This window comes from Brevibacterium sp. CS2 (assembly GCF_005280295.1).
Classification (GTDB): Bacteria; Actinomycetota; Actinomycetes; order Actinomycetales; family Brevibacteriaceae; genus Brevibacterium; species Brevibacterium pityocampae.
In genome coordinates this window covers 50,578-64,392 of sequence record NZ_CP040020.1, presented here as the reverse complement: position 1 = coordinate 64,392, position 13,815 = coordinate 50,578, and the positions used below count along the sequence as shown (strand labels likewise).

Here is a 13,815-nt window from a genome sequence, read left to right as displayed (position 1 = left end):
GCATTGCGAGCGTCATATAGCGGATGCTCGCCGAAAGGAAGCCCACGTGCTGATTGCACAGCGTCCCACGCTCACGGAAGAGGCTGTAGACACCTACCGGTCGCGGTTCGTCATCGAACCGCTCGAACCGGGCTTCGGCTACACCCTCGGCAACTCGCTGCGGCGAACCCTGCTGTCCTCCATTCCCGGTGCCGCCGTCACGAGCATCCGGGTCGATGGTGTGCTTCACGAGTTCACCACGGTCCCGGGCGTGAAGGAGGATGTCACCGAGTTCATCCTCAACCTCAAGTCCCTCGTGGTCTCCTCGGAGTTCGACGAGCCCGTCGTGGCCTACCTGCGCAAGCAGGGTCCCGGCGCCGTCACCGCCGAGGACATCTCCGCCCCCGCCGGAGTGGAGATCCACAACCCGGAACTGTTCATCGCCACCCTCAACGAGGACGGCCGCCTCGACATGGAGCTCACGATCGAGCGCGGTCGCGGCTACGTGTCCTCGGCGCAGAACAAGAACGCCGACGCCGAGATCGGCCGGATCCCGGTCGACTCGATCTACTCGCCGGTGCTCAAGGTCACCTACAAGGTCGAGGCCACCCGTGTCGAGCAGCGCACGGACTTCGACCGCCTCGTCGTCGACGTCGAGACGAAGCCCTCCATCACCCCGCGTGATGCCGTGGCCTCGGCCGGCAAGACCCTCGTCGAGCTGTTCGGGCTGGCCCGTGAGCTCAACGTCGAGGCCGAGGGCATCGACATCGGACCGTCGCCGGTCGATGCCGCCCTCGCCGCCGACCTCGCCCTGGCGATCGAGGATCTCGATCTCACCGTCCGCTCGTACAACTGCCTCAAGCGCGAGGGGATCCACACCGTGGGCGAGCTCGTCGGTCGCAGCGAGACCGACCTCATGGACATCCGCAACTTCGGTTCGAAGTCGATCGACGAGGTCAAGCAGAAGCTCAGCGAGCTCGGCCTGAGCCTCAAGGACAGCCCCGCCGGCTACGAGAGCCCGGTCGACGGCGAGGACGTGTCCTTCGTCGAGGACGAGCAGTTCTAAGAATTCCAAGGAGATAAATCATGCCTACGCCCACCAAGGGTCCCCGCCTCGGCGGCTCCCCGGCGCACGAGCGGATGCTGCTGAACAACATGGCGTCCCAGCTGTTCGAGCACAAGTCGATCACCACGACCGTGACGAAGGCCAAGCGCCTCCGTCCCGTCGCGGAGCGCCTCATCACCTTCGCCAAGCGCGGAGACCTGGCCGCACGCCGCCGCGTGCTCGGCCAGATCGCCGACAAGTCGATCGTGCACGAGCTGTTCACCTCGATCGCTCCGGCCGTGGCCGAGCGTCCGGGCGGCTACACCCGCATCACCAAGATCGGCCCCCGCAAGGGCGACAACGCCCCGATGGCCGTGATCGAGCTCGTCCTCGAGGCGTACTCGCCCAAGCAGGCGACCGTCAAGGAGGCCGAGGCGGCCACCGCCGCGGCCGCGCCCAAGGCCGAGGAGTCCCAGGACACCGGCTCGAAGGACGCGGAGTCGACCGAGGAGACTCCGGCGACCGAGCCGGACGTCACCACCGAGTCCGATTCCGAGGACGAGATGGCCGAGGCGGAGTCAGCCGAGGAGAAGTCCGAGGACAAGTGACCTGCTGATCCGCTCCCGCGGATCGACGATCGCCCCGACGGCGGTGCGTGCCGAGTGCACGCACCGCCGTCGTCGTCCTCCCCGGGGATCCGCGCTCCCGTGCGGCGGTGCGGCAGTCCGCGACGCTGTGGCGCGCCGCTGACCCGGGGCGGCATGGCGGATCCGGGATAGGCTCGGGGCAACCGAGGACAGGAGATCCCCGATGCCCCGCAGCCCCTCGCGCACCGACGTTCGCCCTGCTGCGCGCCGGCGCCGTGGACGCCTGCGGCGGATCCTCATGCTCGTCCTCGCCGCGCTGCTCGTCCTCGTCCTCGTGCTCAGCGGGGTCGCCGCCTGGTCGGTGGTGCGGGCCTTCCCGCAGACCGACGGCACCCTCGAGGTGCCGGGCCTCCAGGAGACGGTGACCGTGCAGCGCGATGCCCGCGGCGTCCCCACGATCACCGCCGCCCGCGCCGACGACCTGCTGTTCGCGCAGGGCTTCGTCCACGCCCAGGACCGCTTCTGGGAGATGGACTTCCGCCGGCACATGACGAGCGCCCGGCTCTCCGAGCTGTTCGGCGAGTCCCAGGTCCCCACCGACACCTTCCTCCGCACACTCGGCTGGCACCGCACCGCACAGGCCGAGGTCGCCGCACTGCCCGCCGAGGAGCGCGGGTACTACGAGGCCTACGCCGCCGGGGTCAACGCCTATCTCGAGGAGCGCTCCGGCGGCGGACTCGGTCTCGAGTACTCGGTGCTCGGGCTGCAGAACCGCGGGTCCTCCCCGGAACCGTGGACGCCGGCGGACTCCGTCGCCTGGCTCAAGGCGATGGCCTGGGACCTGCGGACGAACATCGAGGACGAGACCGCCCGCGCGCTGCTGGCCGGTGACCTCGATCCGGAGCGGATCGCCGATCTCTATCCCGGCACCCCTTCGACGAGCATCCGGTGATACTGGCCGAGGATCCCAGCGGCGCCGGGATCGGCGACGGCGAGGTGCCGCAGCCCGCCGGTGCTCCGGCGGAGCCTGCGCAGCGCGGCGGTGGAACCGCCGATCATCGGGAGCCGGGGAGCGCAGCGGCACACCCCGAGGCGGGCGCGCTGTTCGCCGCGGGCGGCATGGCGGAGATCCTCGCCGAGGTCGACGCGCTCGTCGGCGGACAGGGCGAGGGCATCGGCTCGAACTCCTGGGTGGTGTCCGGTGAGCACACCGCGACCGAAAGCCCGCTGCTCGCCAACGATCCCCACCTCGGCGCCTCCCTGCCCTCGGTGTGGACGCAGATGCAGCTCCGCTGCTCCGAGGTCACGCCGGACTGCCCGTTCGACGTCGCGGGATTCTCCTTCTCGGGGCTGCCCGGGATCGTCATCGGCCACAACGCGCAGGTCGCCTGGGGGTTCACCAACCTCACCACCGATGTCGCGGACCTCTACGTCGAACGGGTCGACGCGGACGGCTACTGGCGCGACGGCGAGAAGGTCCCCTTCGAGACCCGGGAGGAGACCCTCCGGGTGGCCGGCGGCGAGGACGTCGAGATCACCGTGCGGACGACCGGGCACGGCCCGATCGTCTCCGGGCTCACCCCGGAGTTCACCGGGATCGCGGCCTCCCCACCCACCGGAGCCGATGCCGGGGCCGATGCCGGGGCCGGGCCTGGTGCCGGGGGCGGGGCCGGAACCTCTGCCGGGGAGAGCACGGACGCCGCGGACGACTGGTCCGGCGAGCACGCGCTCAGCCTGCGCTGGACCGCGCTCGAAGCCGGTACCACCGCGCAGGCGATCTTCGCCCTCAACCGGGCCCGGGACTTCTCCGACTTCCGGGCCGCGGCCGCGCTCTTCGACGTCCCGGCGCAGAACCTCGTCTACGCCGACGTCGACGGCAACATCGGCTACCAGGCACCCGGCCGGCTGCCGATCCGCGGCGCCGGGGACGGCTGGATGCCCCAACCGGGCTGGGACAGCGCCTACGACTGGCAGGGATTCATCCCGTTCTCCGAGCTGCCGGTGGAGTACAACCCGGACTCCGGGATCATCGTCACGGCGAACAACGCGATCGTCGACGACGCCTACCGGCACCCGCTCAGCCGCGACTGGGACTACGGGGACCGTGCCGCCCGGATCGTCGATCTCCTCGACGAGGCCGTCGCCGCCGGTCCCGTGACCGGCGCGGACCTCGCCGCGATCCAGCTCGACACCGCCACCCCGGTGGCCGCACCCCTGCAGCGCGCCTACGCCGAGCTCACGGTGGACGACCCGGACGTCACCGAGGCCCTCGAGCTCCTCGCCGGCTGGGACGGACGCAACGACGCGGACTCCGCAGCCGCGGCCTATGCGAACGTCCTCTTCGACCGCGTGACCGCCGCGCTGCTCGCCACGCAGAGCACCGACATCCCCCGTGACGACCAATCGCGCATCGCACTGGTCCTCGACCAGCAGCTCGACGACCCGGGATCCCCGTGGTGGGCCGGGGACCGGGACGCCCTGCTGCGCACCGCGGCAGCCGAGGCGCACACGGAGCTCGTCGAGCTCCAGGGGGAGGACCCGGCCGGCTGGAGCTGGGGCGAGCTCCACGCCCTCACCCTCACCCACGGCTCCTTCGGGGAGAGCGGCATCGCCCCGATCGAGGCGCTGTTCAACCGCGGCCCCTATCCCGTGGGCGGCGGGTCCGGGGTGGTCAACGCGACCGGATCGGACCTCGACGCGGGCTTCGCGACGACCACCGTGCCCTCCCTGCGGATGGTCATCGACGTCGCGGACTGGGACGACTCGACCTGGCAGAACCTCACCGGAGCGAGCGGCCACGCCTTCCACCCGCACTACACCGACCAGGCCGAGCCCTGGGCCGCAGGTGTCCAGGACCGCTGGGCCTGGTCCACGGCCGCCGTCGACACCGCGACCGAGGACACGCTCACCCTGCGCCCGCGCTGATGTTGGGCAGGCACGGCAGGTGGCCGGGTGCGGGCATCGCGGACCGGCCGCTCAGACCGGCAGGCGTGGAGCCCGGGGGACGGGCGAGGTCGAGCGGCCGGCGGAGAACACCCCGCACGGCTCACCCTCCCGCCCGCGGCGTCCCAGGAAGGCGCGGAGCCCCTCCCGGGTGTCCGGGCAGTCCTTGAGCTCGGAGTGCGCGGCCACCCGCAGACCGTGCCGGCCCAGCACGAGCCACAGCCGCAGCAGGTCCCGGCCGCGCGCGATCCCCGCTATCGGATCCGTGCCGGAATCCTCGGCGCGGCCCCACACGACCAGGCGCGCCGGCGGGCGGCCGATCCCGGGCAGCACGGCCCGGACGGCAGAGCTCGCCGCCGTCGCGGCGGGCAGGGTCTTCACGGTGTCCGCCGTGCAGAGCACCCGGCGGGCGAGCGGCTGCACCCGGGCGAGCGCTCGGGCGACGACCGGGGCCGCCCGAGCACCGAGCACCGGGGCGAGCATCCGGGTGCCGGCGGGCAGCCGCAGGCAGTCGGCGGTGAGGCCGTCGCGCTGGTAGGCGGGGTCGCGCGGGTCGAGGCGCAGCCAGCCGAGCGTCTCCGCCGCCATCGCCGGAGTGGAGAGCACATGGGTGGCCGACTGCGCCTGCAGGTGGGAGAACAGCGGTTCGGGCAGCTGGCTGAGCGCGAGGTCCGAGCACCCCGGCAGCGCGGCGAACTCCGCGACCGCGGCATCGAGCGCGCGGTCATCGGGGAGGAGCCGGCCGCGGTCCACCTGCCGGGCGCGGAGTTCGCGCACGGTGAATCCGGTGAGCGCAGGAGCGGACGTGCGGGTGAACCGGAAGTCGAGGACGAGGTCCGGCCCGACCCCGGACACCGGGCCGGTCTGCAGGGACCACCCGGACTCCGCAGCCGCGATCGCGAGCGCCTCGACCCAGCAGCCGAGCGAGAGGTGGAGGTCCTCGTGCCGGGGATCGGCCTCGGGCAGGGTGCGCGCGGGGTCGACGGTGAGCCGCACCCCGGATCCGGTGGGAACGGGCCGCCACGGCTGGGTGTTGTGGGCCGAGGGCGCGCACCCGGCGACGGCGATCCAGCGATCGCGCAGCGCGGGTGCGGGCTGGGGGCGGGGTGCACTCATCGCAGGTCCCGGACGTAGGTGGTGAGCCCGTGGAGCGGCCGGCCGCCGGCCCGGTCGAACACCGCGGCCGACCCCGGGTTGTCCCGTCCGATCGAGGTCACCCGGAGGCGCCGGTACCCGCCGGCGATGAGGTTCGCGTACACCTGCCGGAGGACGAGGGTGAGCAGCCCGGAACCGGAGTGGTCGGGGTCGGTGCCCTGGATGAGGAGGATCGCGTCGCGGCCCCGGGTGCGGTGGGACGTGAGGAGCTCCGCGACCGCCCGCGGGCCGAGCCTGCCGTCGTGCCGCTGGAGGATCGCGGTGGGGTCGGGGACCACGAGTGCGAAGCACCTCGGGGGAGCGGCGGGAGGGTCGTCGAGACCGTCGGCGGTGACGATGAGTGCCGGGTCCATGAGGGCTTCGAGGCCGGCGGTCTGCCCGGCCATCTGCGCCGGCCCGATCTCCGTGTAGTACGGCAGGGCGGCGAACGCCCGGTTGAGGGTGGGCCGCAGGCGGCGCACGAACCGGCGGGTGCCCACGCGGGAGGGGTGGCGCAGACGCACCCCGGCGGCGGCCGCCTCGGCAGCGGTGGGCGCGGTGGCGCGGGCGGCCGGGACGCCGCCGAGGTCGACGATCCAGGAATCGGCCTGAGCCCAGCGGGTGAAGCCGTGCGCCTCGTAGGCCGCGGGCACGTGTGCCGGGTTCCACGGCGAGTCGAAGAACCCGCGCTCGGCGAAGCCCGCGGTGACGACCCCGCCGGTGGTGTTCGGCAGCGGCGACACCGGACCGAACAGGTGGGTGCAGCCGGTGTTACGGGCCCGCGCGCCGAGCGCCTCGAAGAGCTCTGCGGCGGCGTGCTCGTCGGCGAACTCGGTGGCCCCGAAGCACAGGGCGCGGACCGTGGGCGCGAGCGCCTGCGGCCCGGTCGACAGGCGTGCGTCGAGCGCGGCGCAGCGGTGGGCGGTGGTGCGGCCGGTGACGGTGCCGCCGGTGCGGGCCAGCAGCAGCTCGATCGGCGCCGGGAACCACGTGCGGCCGGTGTGCCAGGACCGGATCTCCGAGCGCAGCAGCGGCACCCGCAGTCCGGACGTGCCCTCGTCCCGGCCCAAGCGGGCCGGCAGCTCGAGGAACGCCGCGAGGTCCGCGCGGGTGCGGACGGGGGAGACGGTCACGAGCGGACCGGGCGGTCTGCTGCAGAGGTGCCGGCCGGCGGGGTGCCGGCGGGTGCAGTGACGGCGGTACCCGGACCGGCCGCGGAGGTCCCGGGCCCACCGGTGGTGGGTGCGTCCGCGGACTCGCCGGTGACCGGGGAGAACCGGTCGATGAGGCCCAGGCGGCCGTCCTCGGCGCGGAACTCGCCGTTCGTGTAGCCCCACTCCTCGGCGTCGAGGATCCGGATGAAGCCGCCGCGTGCCGGTGAGGACCCGTCCCCGCCGACCAGCCAGTGCATGATCGTGTGGTGCTCCGGGGTGCGGGCGAAGCGCAGGAGGTCGTCGCGGGTGGCGAAGGCGACGAGGAGGCCGATCCGGTCGGGGAACTCGTAGTAGCTGCGGTGCCACAGGTACCCCGGTGCGTGCTTGAGCGCGCGGGCGAGCTTCGGCCAGCGGCGGATCTGGCCGAGCATCGCGAGCGGGCTGCGGTAGCGGTTGCAGCCGAGGAAGAACGATCCGGCCCGCGCCTGCGGGGGTGCTGCGGAGAAGTCGTTCGAGCGCATGTCAGGCCTCCAGGTAGACGTTCTTGATCGTCGTCGTCGGGCGGGAGAACGGGCCGGCGCCGTGGTCGTGGACGCGCACCCGCAGGTCGGCGGCGCTCGGGTCCTCCTCGAGGGATTCGGCGAAGTCCCGGGACACCGCGGTGAGGTGGGCGACGACCCCGGCCCGCACCGTGTCGGCGAGCTCGCCGCGGGCGGCGTCGTCGAGGTCGGCCGCGGGCTCCGTGGCGGGGTCGCGCAGCTGCAGGTGGAGGGTGGGGCGCTGCTCGAGCTCCCCGACGTCGTCGAGGCTGATCCGGAAGCCCTCGATGAGATGGGCGCGCGGGTTGTCGGCGTAGATCCCGTTCTCCACATCGAGCGGGTAGATGTTGGCTCCCATGTAGGAGATCGTCGAGTCCGAGCGGCCGAACAGGAGGACGAACGGCAGCTTCATCCGCTGCCGGGCGAACGCCTCCGAGCACGCCGCGGCGAGCTCCGGGCGGGTGCGGGTGAGCTCGACCATGGTGGGGAAGTCGATGAGCCGGGCCTCGTCGCCGATGTTGTAGCGCAGGCGCGGACTCATCACCGCCGCGGAGTTGATGGTGACGACGAGATCGCCGTCATCGGTGGTCTCGAGGTAGGTCTCGAGCGGGTTGTACTGGAACACCATCGGGGTGCGCGCCTCGTCCTCCCCGAGCACCTCGGCCCGGAACCCCGGGTCCTCGGCCAGCGCCCGGCGGATGACGACGGACAGGTCGGACTCCCCGGCCATCCCGATCGTGAGGTCGGAGGCGCCGTAGCCGGAGTACACCCGGGCGAAGCGCTGCTCGAGGTGGTCGCGCAGGCCCTCCGTCATCGCCTCCCCGCCGACGAAGCCGTTGAGGGTGTAGGCGTCCCACACCTCGGGCTCGGCGGCCATCCGGTCGACGACGTGCTTGAGGAAGGGCGGGTAGGCGCTGATGAGGTAGGTGAAGCCGGGGCCGAAGTGCCGCAGGGTGTCGAGGATCTTGTCGAGGTCCGGCCCGGTGTTCTTCACCATCGCCACCTTCGCCATCGCCTGCCCGGTGTTCGTGCCGGTCGCCCAGGCGCCCATCGAGAAGGCGTTGATGCAGAACAGGTTCTCGCTGCCGAACAGCATGGTGACGTAGCCGGCCACATTCTTGTGGACGGTGTCGAGCTCCTTCTTCGAGCGCATCCAGTTGAACGGCGTGCCCGAGGATCCGGAGGACTCGTCGACGACGGTGCCGGCGATCTCGATCTCCCCGTTCCAGCAGCGCGCGGCCTCCGGGTAGGTGCGGACGTAGTCGTCCTTCGAGGTCGGGGTGTAGCGCTCGAGGTCCCACCAGGCGAAGGAGTACCCGGAGCGGGCGAGGTGGTCCTGGTAGGCCGGCACGTCGAGGCTCGCGTGCTGGCAGATCATCCAGGCGTTGAGCTTCGCGAACCGCTCGAGCGCCGGGTGGTAGTGGCGGGCGGTGAGGCGCCACACCGCCGGGTGCACGCGGTAGGCCCCGTAGACCGTGGTGAGGCCGGCGTTGGCGAGCCGCAGCAGCGCCTGCCGGGCGAGGTTGACGGGGCGGCGCGGGATCGGGAGCGTCCGGAGAGGTGTCTGTGCCATGCACCCACGCTAGACCGCCGGTCGCGCCCGGCGGAAGCGTGCGAAGGCCGATGTTCCGGATCCGGTACAGCGGTGGCGGATCCGGGCAGGAGCGGGGCCGCCGGGCGAGTGCCGGGCCCGAGGTGCGGCCGGCGCCGGGGTGGCCGGCGGGTGACGGACCCGCCGGTCAGCGGAAGACGACGGTCCGGTTGCCGTCGAGGATGACCCGGCCCTGCGCGTGCCAGCGCACCGCGCGGGCGAGCACGGACGCCTCGACCTCCTGCCCCTGCTCGACGAAGTCCGCCACCGGCTGGGCGTGGGTCACCCGGGCGACGTCCTGCTCGATGATCGGGCCCTCGTCGAGGTCGCTCGTGACGTAGTGCGCGGTCGCGCCGATGATCTTCACGCCGCGGGCGTGGGCCTGGTGGTAGGGGCGGGCGCCCTTGAAGCTCGGGAGGAAGGAGTGGTGGATGTTGATCACCCGGCCGCGCATCCGCTCGCACACCGCCGGGGACAGGATCTGCATGTAGCGGGCGAGCACGACGAGCTCGACGTCGAGCTCCTCGACGAGCCGCAGCAGCTGCGCCTCGGCGTCGTCCTTGGTCTCCGGGGTGACCGGGATGTGGTGGAAGGGCACTCCGTGGAACTCCGCCAGCGCTACGAGGTCGGGATGGTTGCCGACGACGCCGACGATGTCCGTCGGCAGCGCCCCGGTGCCCTGTTGGAAGAGGAGGGTGTTGAGGCAGTGGCCGGCCTTCGAGACCATGACGAGGGTGCGCTGCCGACGCGAGGCCGGGTGGAGCTCGATCGACATGCCGAGGCGCCGCACGACCGGGGCGAGGGCCTCGCGGATGACCTCCTCGGGAGCACCCGTGCGGAACTGGAGGCGGAGGAAGAACACCTCGGTGTCCTGGGAGCCGAACTGCTGGGACTCGGTGATCGTGGCGTCGACGTCGACGAGCACGCCGGTCACCGCGTGCACGATGCCGCCGCGATCGGGGCACGAGATCGACAGCACCCATTCCTGGTCGGTGAGCATGCCTCCCATGGTAGGGGCGGGCGCCTCGGCTCCGGGAGCCGGTCCGGCAGGCGGACCGGGTGCGGGGCCGACTGCGGGCTCGTGGCGGCGACCGGGGTGTGGACTAGGATTGGGCCCGTGCGGTCGGCCGGCCGCAGCTGCACCGTCGCAAGGAGTCACAGGAATGAATGAAGCACCCGATTCGATGACCGCCTCGCTCGGCGCAGTCGACCCGGAGATCGCCGCGGTCCTCGACCAGGAGCTCGCCCGCCAGCGCGACTCCCTGGAGATGATCGCCTCGGAGAACTTCGTCCCGCGCGCCGTGCTGCAGGCCTCGGGCTCGGTGCTGACGAACAAGTACGCCGAGGGCTACCCGGGTCGCCGCTACTACGGCGGCTGCGAGGCCGTGGACATCGCGGAGAACCTCGCGATCGAGCGGGCGAAGGCGCTGTTCGGCGCCGAGTACGCCAACGTCCAGCCCCATTCGGGCGCCTCCGCCAACGCCGCCGTCATGCACGCCTTCGCCCGGGCCGGCGACAAGCTCCTCGGCCTCGACCTCGCCCACGGCGGCCACCTCACCCACGGGATGAAGATCAACTTCTCCGGCCGCCTCTACGACATCGCCTCCTACGAGGTCGACCCCGACACCTACCGCATCGACATGGACGTCGTGCGGCAGCGGGCGCTCGAGCACCGGCCCAAGGTCATCGTCGCCGGCTGGTCGGCCTACCCGCGGCAGCTCGACTTCGAGGCCTTCCGCTCGATCGCCGACGAGGTCGGGGCGGCCCTGTGGGTCGACATGGCGCACTTCGCCGGTCTCGTCGCCGCCGGACTCCACCCGAACCCGGTGCCGCTCGCCGACGTCGTGTCCTCCACCGTCCACAAGACGATCGGCGGCCCGCGCTCGGGCTTCATCCTCAGCCGCGACCCGGAGCACGCGAAGAAGCTCAACTCCGCGGTGTTCCCCGGCCAGCAGGGCGGCCCGCTCATGCACGCGATCGCGGCCAAGGCCGTGGCCTTCAAGCTCGCCGGGACCGAGGAGTTCGTCCAGCGTCAGGAGCGCACCCTCGAGGGAGCACGCATCCTCGCCGAGCGGCTGCTCGCCTCCGACGTCGCCGAATCCGGTGCGACGGTGCTGTCGGGCGGCACCGACGTCCACCTCGTGCTCGTCGACCTGCGGAACTCGCAGCTCGACGGGAAGCAGGCCGAGGACCTCCTCCACGAGGTCGGCATCACGGTGAACCGCAACTCCGTGCCCTTCGACCCGCGGCCCCCGATGGTCACCTCGGGCCTGCGGATCGGCACCCCGGCGCTCGCCACCCGCGGTTTCGGGGCCGCGGAGTTCACCGAGGTCGCCGACATCATCGCCGAGGCGCTCAAGCCCGGCCCCGATGTCGAGGCGCTGCGGGGACGGGTCGCGAAGCTCGCCGCCGACTTCCCGCTCTACGAGGGTCTGGAGCAGTACTGATGAGCGCGCAGATCCTCGACGGGAAGGCCGCCGCGGCGGCGATCAAGGACGAGCTGCGGGAGCGCGTCGCGAAGCTCCGGGAGTCCGGTGTCGTGCCCGGCCTCGGGACCGTGCTCGTGGGCGAGGACCCCGGCTCGCAGTCCTACGTGGCCGGCAAGCACCGCGACTGCGAGCAGATCGGCATCCGCTCGATCCGGAAGGACCTGCCGGAATCGATCAGCGCCGAGGAGCTCGACGCGGTCATCGACGAGCTCAACGCCGACCCGGAGTGCACCGCCTACATCGTGCAGCTGCCGCTGCCGGACCACATCGACACCGATGCCGTGCTCGAGCGGGTCGACCCGGACAAGGACGCCGACGGCCTCCATCCGATGAACCTCGGGCGGCTCGTGCTCAACGCCAACCGGCCGATCGCCTCGCCGCTGCCGTGCACCCCGCGCGGGGTCATCGAGCTCATGGAGCGCAACGGGATCGAGCTCGCCGGGAAGCACGTCGTGGTCGTCGGCCGCGGCGTCACGGTGGGCCGGTCCATCGGATCGCTGCTCACCCGGCGGGAGCACAACGCGACGGTGACCCTGACCCACACCGGCACCCGGAACCTCGACGAGGTGCTGCGCACCGCCGACGTCATCGTCGCCGCCGCGGGGTCCGCCGGGCTCGTCACGCCCGAGGCGGTCGCCCCCGGTGCGATCGTGCTCGACGTCGGGGTGTCGCGGGTGGAGGATCCGGAGACCGGCAGGAGCCGGATCGTCGGCGACGTCGATCCCGGGGTGGCCGAGGTCGCCGCCTGGCTCTCCCCGAACCCCGGGGGAGTGGGCCCGATGACCCGGGCGCTGCTCCTGCGCAACGTCGTCGAGATCGCCGAACGGCAGGCCGGGCCGGCCTGAGAGACGCGGACGACGACAGCGGGCCCGGAACTCCCCTGGAGTTCCGGGCCCGCTGCGATCCGAAGCGATGCCGGCGTGCACGGTCGGCCGCGCACGCTCCCGCGTCAGAGCTTCATGTGGAAGAGCACGCGCGCCACACCGGGGCCGGCGTAGTCGCTCACGAGCTCGGCCTCGAAGCCGAGCGAGGAGTGGAAGGAGATCGCGTCGCTGTTCTCCGGCACCGTCGTCGCTTCGACCTCGTCCTCGCCGAGCCGGCGGGCGCGGTCGATGAAGGCGGTGTAGAGACGCCGGCCGATCCCGCGGTGGCGGAAGTCGTCGTGCGCGGCGACGAGGTGGATGTAGGACGGGCCGTCCTTGGGGAAGCAGCCCAGCAGGTACCCCACGATCTCGTTGCGGAAGCGGGCGACGAGACCCCCGGATGCCATCTGGCGGAACCAGTACGGGTCGTGCTCCTCGCTGAGATCCTTGTCGCCCCAGAAGTGCGAGGACTGCTCGGCGAGGAAATCGCGGAGCTCCATGGCATCGACCTCGTCGAGCGGATGGATGGTGAGCTGGTCCAGGTCGAATGTCGACGGCGTGTCGGTCATGGCGTCCTCCTTCGGAAGCAGTGCTGTGGACACAGTCTACGTGCTGCGGCCGACGGAGAGCAGTCGTCTCACGGAGCGTGCGAGGATTGCCCCATGATCCGAATCGCTGCAGTCAACGTCAATGGTGTGCGCGCCGCCTGGCGCAAGGGGATGAGCCCGTGGCTCGAGAGCGCGGGTGCGGAGATCGTCACGCTCCAGGAGGTCCGCGCCCCGAACGAGATCGCCGAGGGCGTGCTCGACGGGTGCGGGTACGCGGTGTACAGCGCCGACGCCGAGGCGAAGGGCCGGGCCGGCGTCGCCGTCCTGTCGCGGAGCCCGGCGGACGCAGTGCGCGTGGGGATCGGAGAGGAGTACTTCGCGCGGTCCGGGCGGTGGATCGAGACCGACCACCGACTGGCCGACGGCAGCACGCTGACCGTCGTGTCCGCCTACGTCCACTCCGGGGAGGCGGGCACCCCCAAGCAGGACGACAAGTACCGGTTCCTTGACCGGATGCTCGTCCGGCTGCCCGAGCTCCGGGCCGCCGCCGACCACGTGCTCGTCACCGGCGACCTCAACGTCGGCCACACCGAGCTCGACATCAAGAACTGGAAGGCGAACCGCAAGAAAGCCGGATTCTTGCCGGAGGAGCGGGCCTACTTCGATCGGTTCTTCGGGGAGCTCGGCTACGTCGACGTCCACCGGCGGCTGTCCGGCGAGGTGCCCGGGCCCTACACCTGGTGGTCGATGCGCGGCAAGGCCTTCGACACGGACGCCGGCTGGCGGATCGACTACCAGATGGCGACGCCTGAGCTCGCCGCCGCCGCGCGGGCCGCCCGGGTCGACCGGGCCGCGACCTGGGGCGAGCGGTGGAGCGACCATGCCCCGCTCGTCATCGACTACGACCTGCCGGGCCTCGCCGCCGGGGAATGACCCGGGCACG

General features: G+C 72.1%; 13 protein-coding genes. 7 read left to right on the top strand and 6 right to left on the bottom strand.

Features of this window, described 5'->3' with window-relative positions; all coding sequences use genetic code 11:
• Positions 1-46 precede the first annotated feature (46 nt).
• The 4 genes from FDF13_RS00285 (at position 47) to FDF13_RS00275 (ending at position 4,536) form a co-directional block, all read left to right on the top strand.
• On the top strand, positions 47-1,045 hold the full coding sequence (locus tag FDF13_RS00285) for a DNA-directed RNA polymerase subunit alpha (RefSeq protein ID WP_137317955.1): 999 nt from the start codon (positions 47-49) through the stop codon (positions 1,043-1,045).
• 20 nt (positions 1,046-1,065) lie between these two features.
• Positions 1,066-1,632: a 50S ribosomal protein L17 gene (rplQ, locus tag FDF13_RS00280; protein WP_137317954.1), complete on the top strand. Its 567-nt coding sequence runs from the start codon at positions 1,066-1,068 to the stop codon at positions 1,630-1,632.
• 202 nt (positions 1,633-1,834) lie between these two features.
• Positions 1,835-2,563, top strand: coding sequence for a penicillin acylase family protein (locus FDF13_RS15505; protein WP_348983863.1), 729 nt, complete (start codon positions 1,835-1,837; stop codon positions 2,561-2,563).
• Positions 2,560-4,536 (top strand): penicillin acylase family protein, encoded by a 1,977-nt coding sequence (locus tag FDF13_RS00275; RefSeq protein ID WP_368074046.1) that lies wholly within the window; start codon positions 2,560-2,562, stop codon positions 4,534-4,536. Before FDF13_RS15505 ends, FDF13_RS00275 begins: the two co-directional genes overlap by 4 nt.
• Before the next feature lie 51 nt (positions 4,537-4,587).
• Here the strand turns inward: FDF13_RS00275 and FDF13_RS00270 are convergent, their stop codons facing one another.
• From FDF13_RS00270 to purU, 5 genes are all read right to left on the bottom strand, one after another.
• Positions 4,588-5,670: a hypothetical protein gene (locus FDF13_RS00270; protein WP_137317953.1), complete on the bottom strand. Its 1,083-nt coding sequence runs from the start codon at positions 5,668-5,670 to the stop codon at positions 4,588-4,590.
• Positions 5,667-6,821 (bottom strand): hypothetical protein, encoded by a 1,155-nt coding sequence (locus tag FDF13_RS00265; protein WP_137317952.1) that lies wholly within the window; start codon positions 6,819-6,821, stop codon positions 5,667-5,669. Before FDF13_RS00265 ends, FDF13_RS00270 begins: the two co-directional genes overlap by 4 nt.
• Positions 6,818-7,363, bottom strand: a complete 546-nt coding sequence (locus FDF13_RS00260; protein WP_254668836.1) for a hypothetical protein — start codon at positions 7,361-7,363, stop codon at positions 6,818-6,820. Before FDF13_RS00260 ends, FDF13_RS00265 begins: the two co-directional genes overlap by 4 nt.
• Before the next feature lies 1 nt (position 7,364).
• Entirely contained in the window at positions 7,365-8,954 is a 1,590-nt protein-coding gene (locus tag FDF13_RS00255; protein WP_137317951.1) for a phenylacetate--CoA ligase family protein, read from the bottom strand.
• 166 nt (positions 8,955-9,120) lie between these two features.
• Positions 9,121-9,972, bottom strand: coding sequence for a formyltetrahydrofolate deformylase (purU, locus tag FDF13_RS00250; protein WP_137317950.1), 852 nt, complete (start codon positions 9,970-9,972; stop codon positions 9,121-9,123).
• Between the two features lie 163 nt (positions 9,973-10,135).
• Between purU and glyA the strand changes: the two genes are divergently transcribed.
• Positions 10,136-11,419: a serine hydroxymethyltransferase gene (gene glyA, locus FDF13_RS00245; protein ID WP_137317949.1), complete on the top strand. Its 1,284-nt coding sequence runs from the start codon at positions 10,136-10,138 to the stop codon at positions 11,417-11,419.
• The gene (locus tag FDF13_RS00240) at positions 11,419-12,306 is read left to right on the top strand and encodes a bifunctional methylenetetrahydrofolate dehydrogenase/methenyltetrahydrofolate cyclohydrolase (RefSeq protein ID WP_137317948.1); all 888 of its coding nucleotides are present in this window, start codon (positions 11,419-11,421) and stop codon (positions 12,304-12,306) included. Before glyA ends, FDF13_RS00240 begins: the two co-directional genes overlap by 1 nt.
• Positions 12,307-12,410: 104 nt before the next feature.
• On the opposite strand, the gene FDF13_RS00235 is transcribed toward FDF13_RS00240, so the two are convergent.
• Positions 12,411-12,893 (bottom strand): GNAT family N-acetyltransferase, encoded by a 483-nt coding sequence (locus tag FDF13_RS00235; RefSeq protein ID WP_137317947.1) that lies wholly within the window; start codon positions 12,891-12,893, stop codon positions 12,411-12,413.
• A 93-nt stretch (positions 12,894-12,986) separates the two neighbouring features.
• On the opposite strand from FDF13_RS00235, the gene FDF13_RS00230 reads away from it, so the two are divergent.
• A complete protein-coding gene (locus tag FDF13_RS00230; protein WP_137317946.1) occupies positions 12,987-13,805 on the top strand; it encodes an exodeoxyribonuclease III in 819 nt (272 codons plus the stop codon).
• Positions 13,806-13,815 lie beyond the last annotated feature (10 nt).

Coding starts and splice junctions, on each gene's coding strand:
- rplQ (WP_137317954.1), top strand. CDS start 1,066: ATGCCTACGCCCACCAAGGGTCCCCGCCTCGGCGGCTCCCCGGCGCAC.
- FDF13_RS00230 (WP_137317946.1), top strand. CDS start 12,987: ATGATCCGAATCGCTGCAGTCAACGTCAATGGTGTGCGCGCCGCCTGG.
- FDF13_RS00240 (WP_137317948.1), top strand. CDS start 11,419: ATGAGCGCGCAGATCCTCGACGGGAAGGCCGCCGCGGCGGCGATCAAG.
- purU (WP_137317950.1), bottom strand. CDS start 9,972: ATGCTCACCGACCAGGAATGGGTGCTGTCGATCTCGTGCCCCGATCGC.
- FDF13_RS00255 (WP_137317951.1), bottom strand. CDS start 8,954: ATGGCACAGACACCTCTCCGGACGCTCCCGATCCCGCGCCGCCCCGTC.
- FDF13_RS00260 (WP_254668836.1), bottom strand. CDS start 7,363: ATGCGCTCGAACGACTTCTCCGCAGCACCCCCGCAGGCGCGGGCCGGA.
- glyA (WP_137317949.1), top strand. CDS start 10,136: ATGAATGAAGCACCCGATTCGATGACCGCCTCGCTCGGCGCAGTCGAC.
- FDF13_RS00270 (WP_137317953.1), bottom strand. CDS start 5,670: ATGAGTGCACCCCGCCCCCAGCCCGCACCCGCGCTGCGCGATCGCTGG.
- FDF13_RS00235 (WP_137317947.1), bottom strand. CDS start 12,893: ATGACCGACACGCCGTCGACATTCGACCTGGACCAGCTCACCATCCAT.
- FDF13_RS15505 (WP_348983863.1), top strand. CDS start 1,835: ATGCCCCGCAGCCCCTCGCGCACCGACGTTCGCCCTGCTGCGCGCCGG.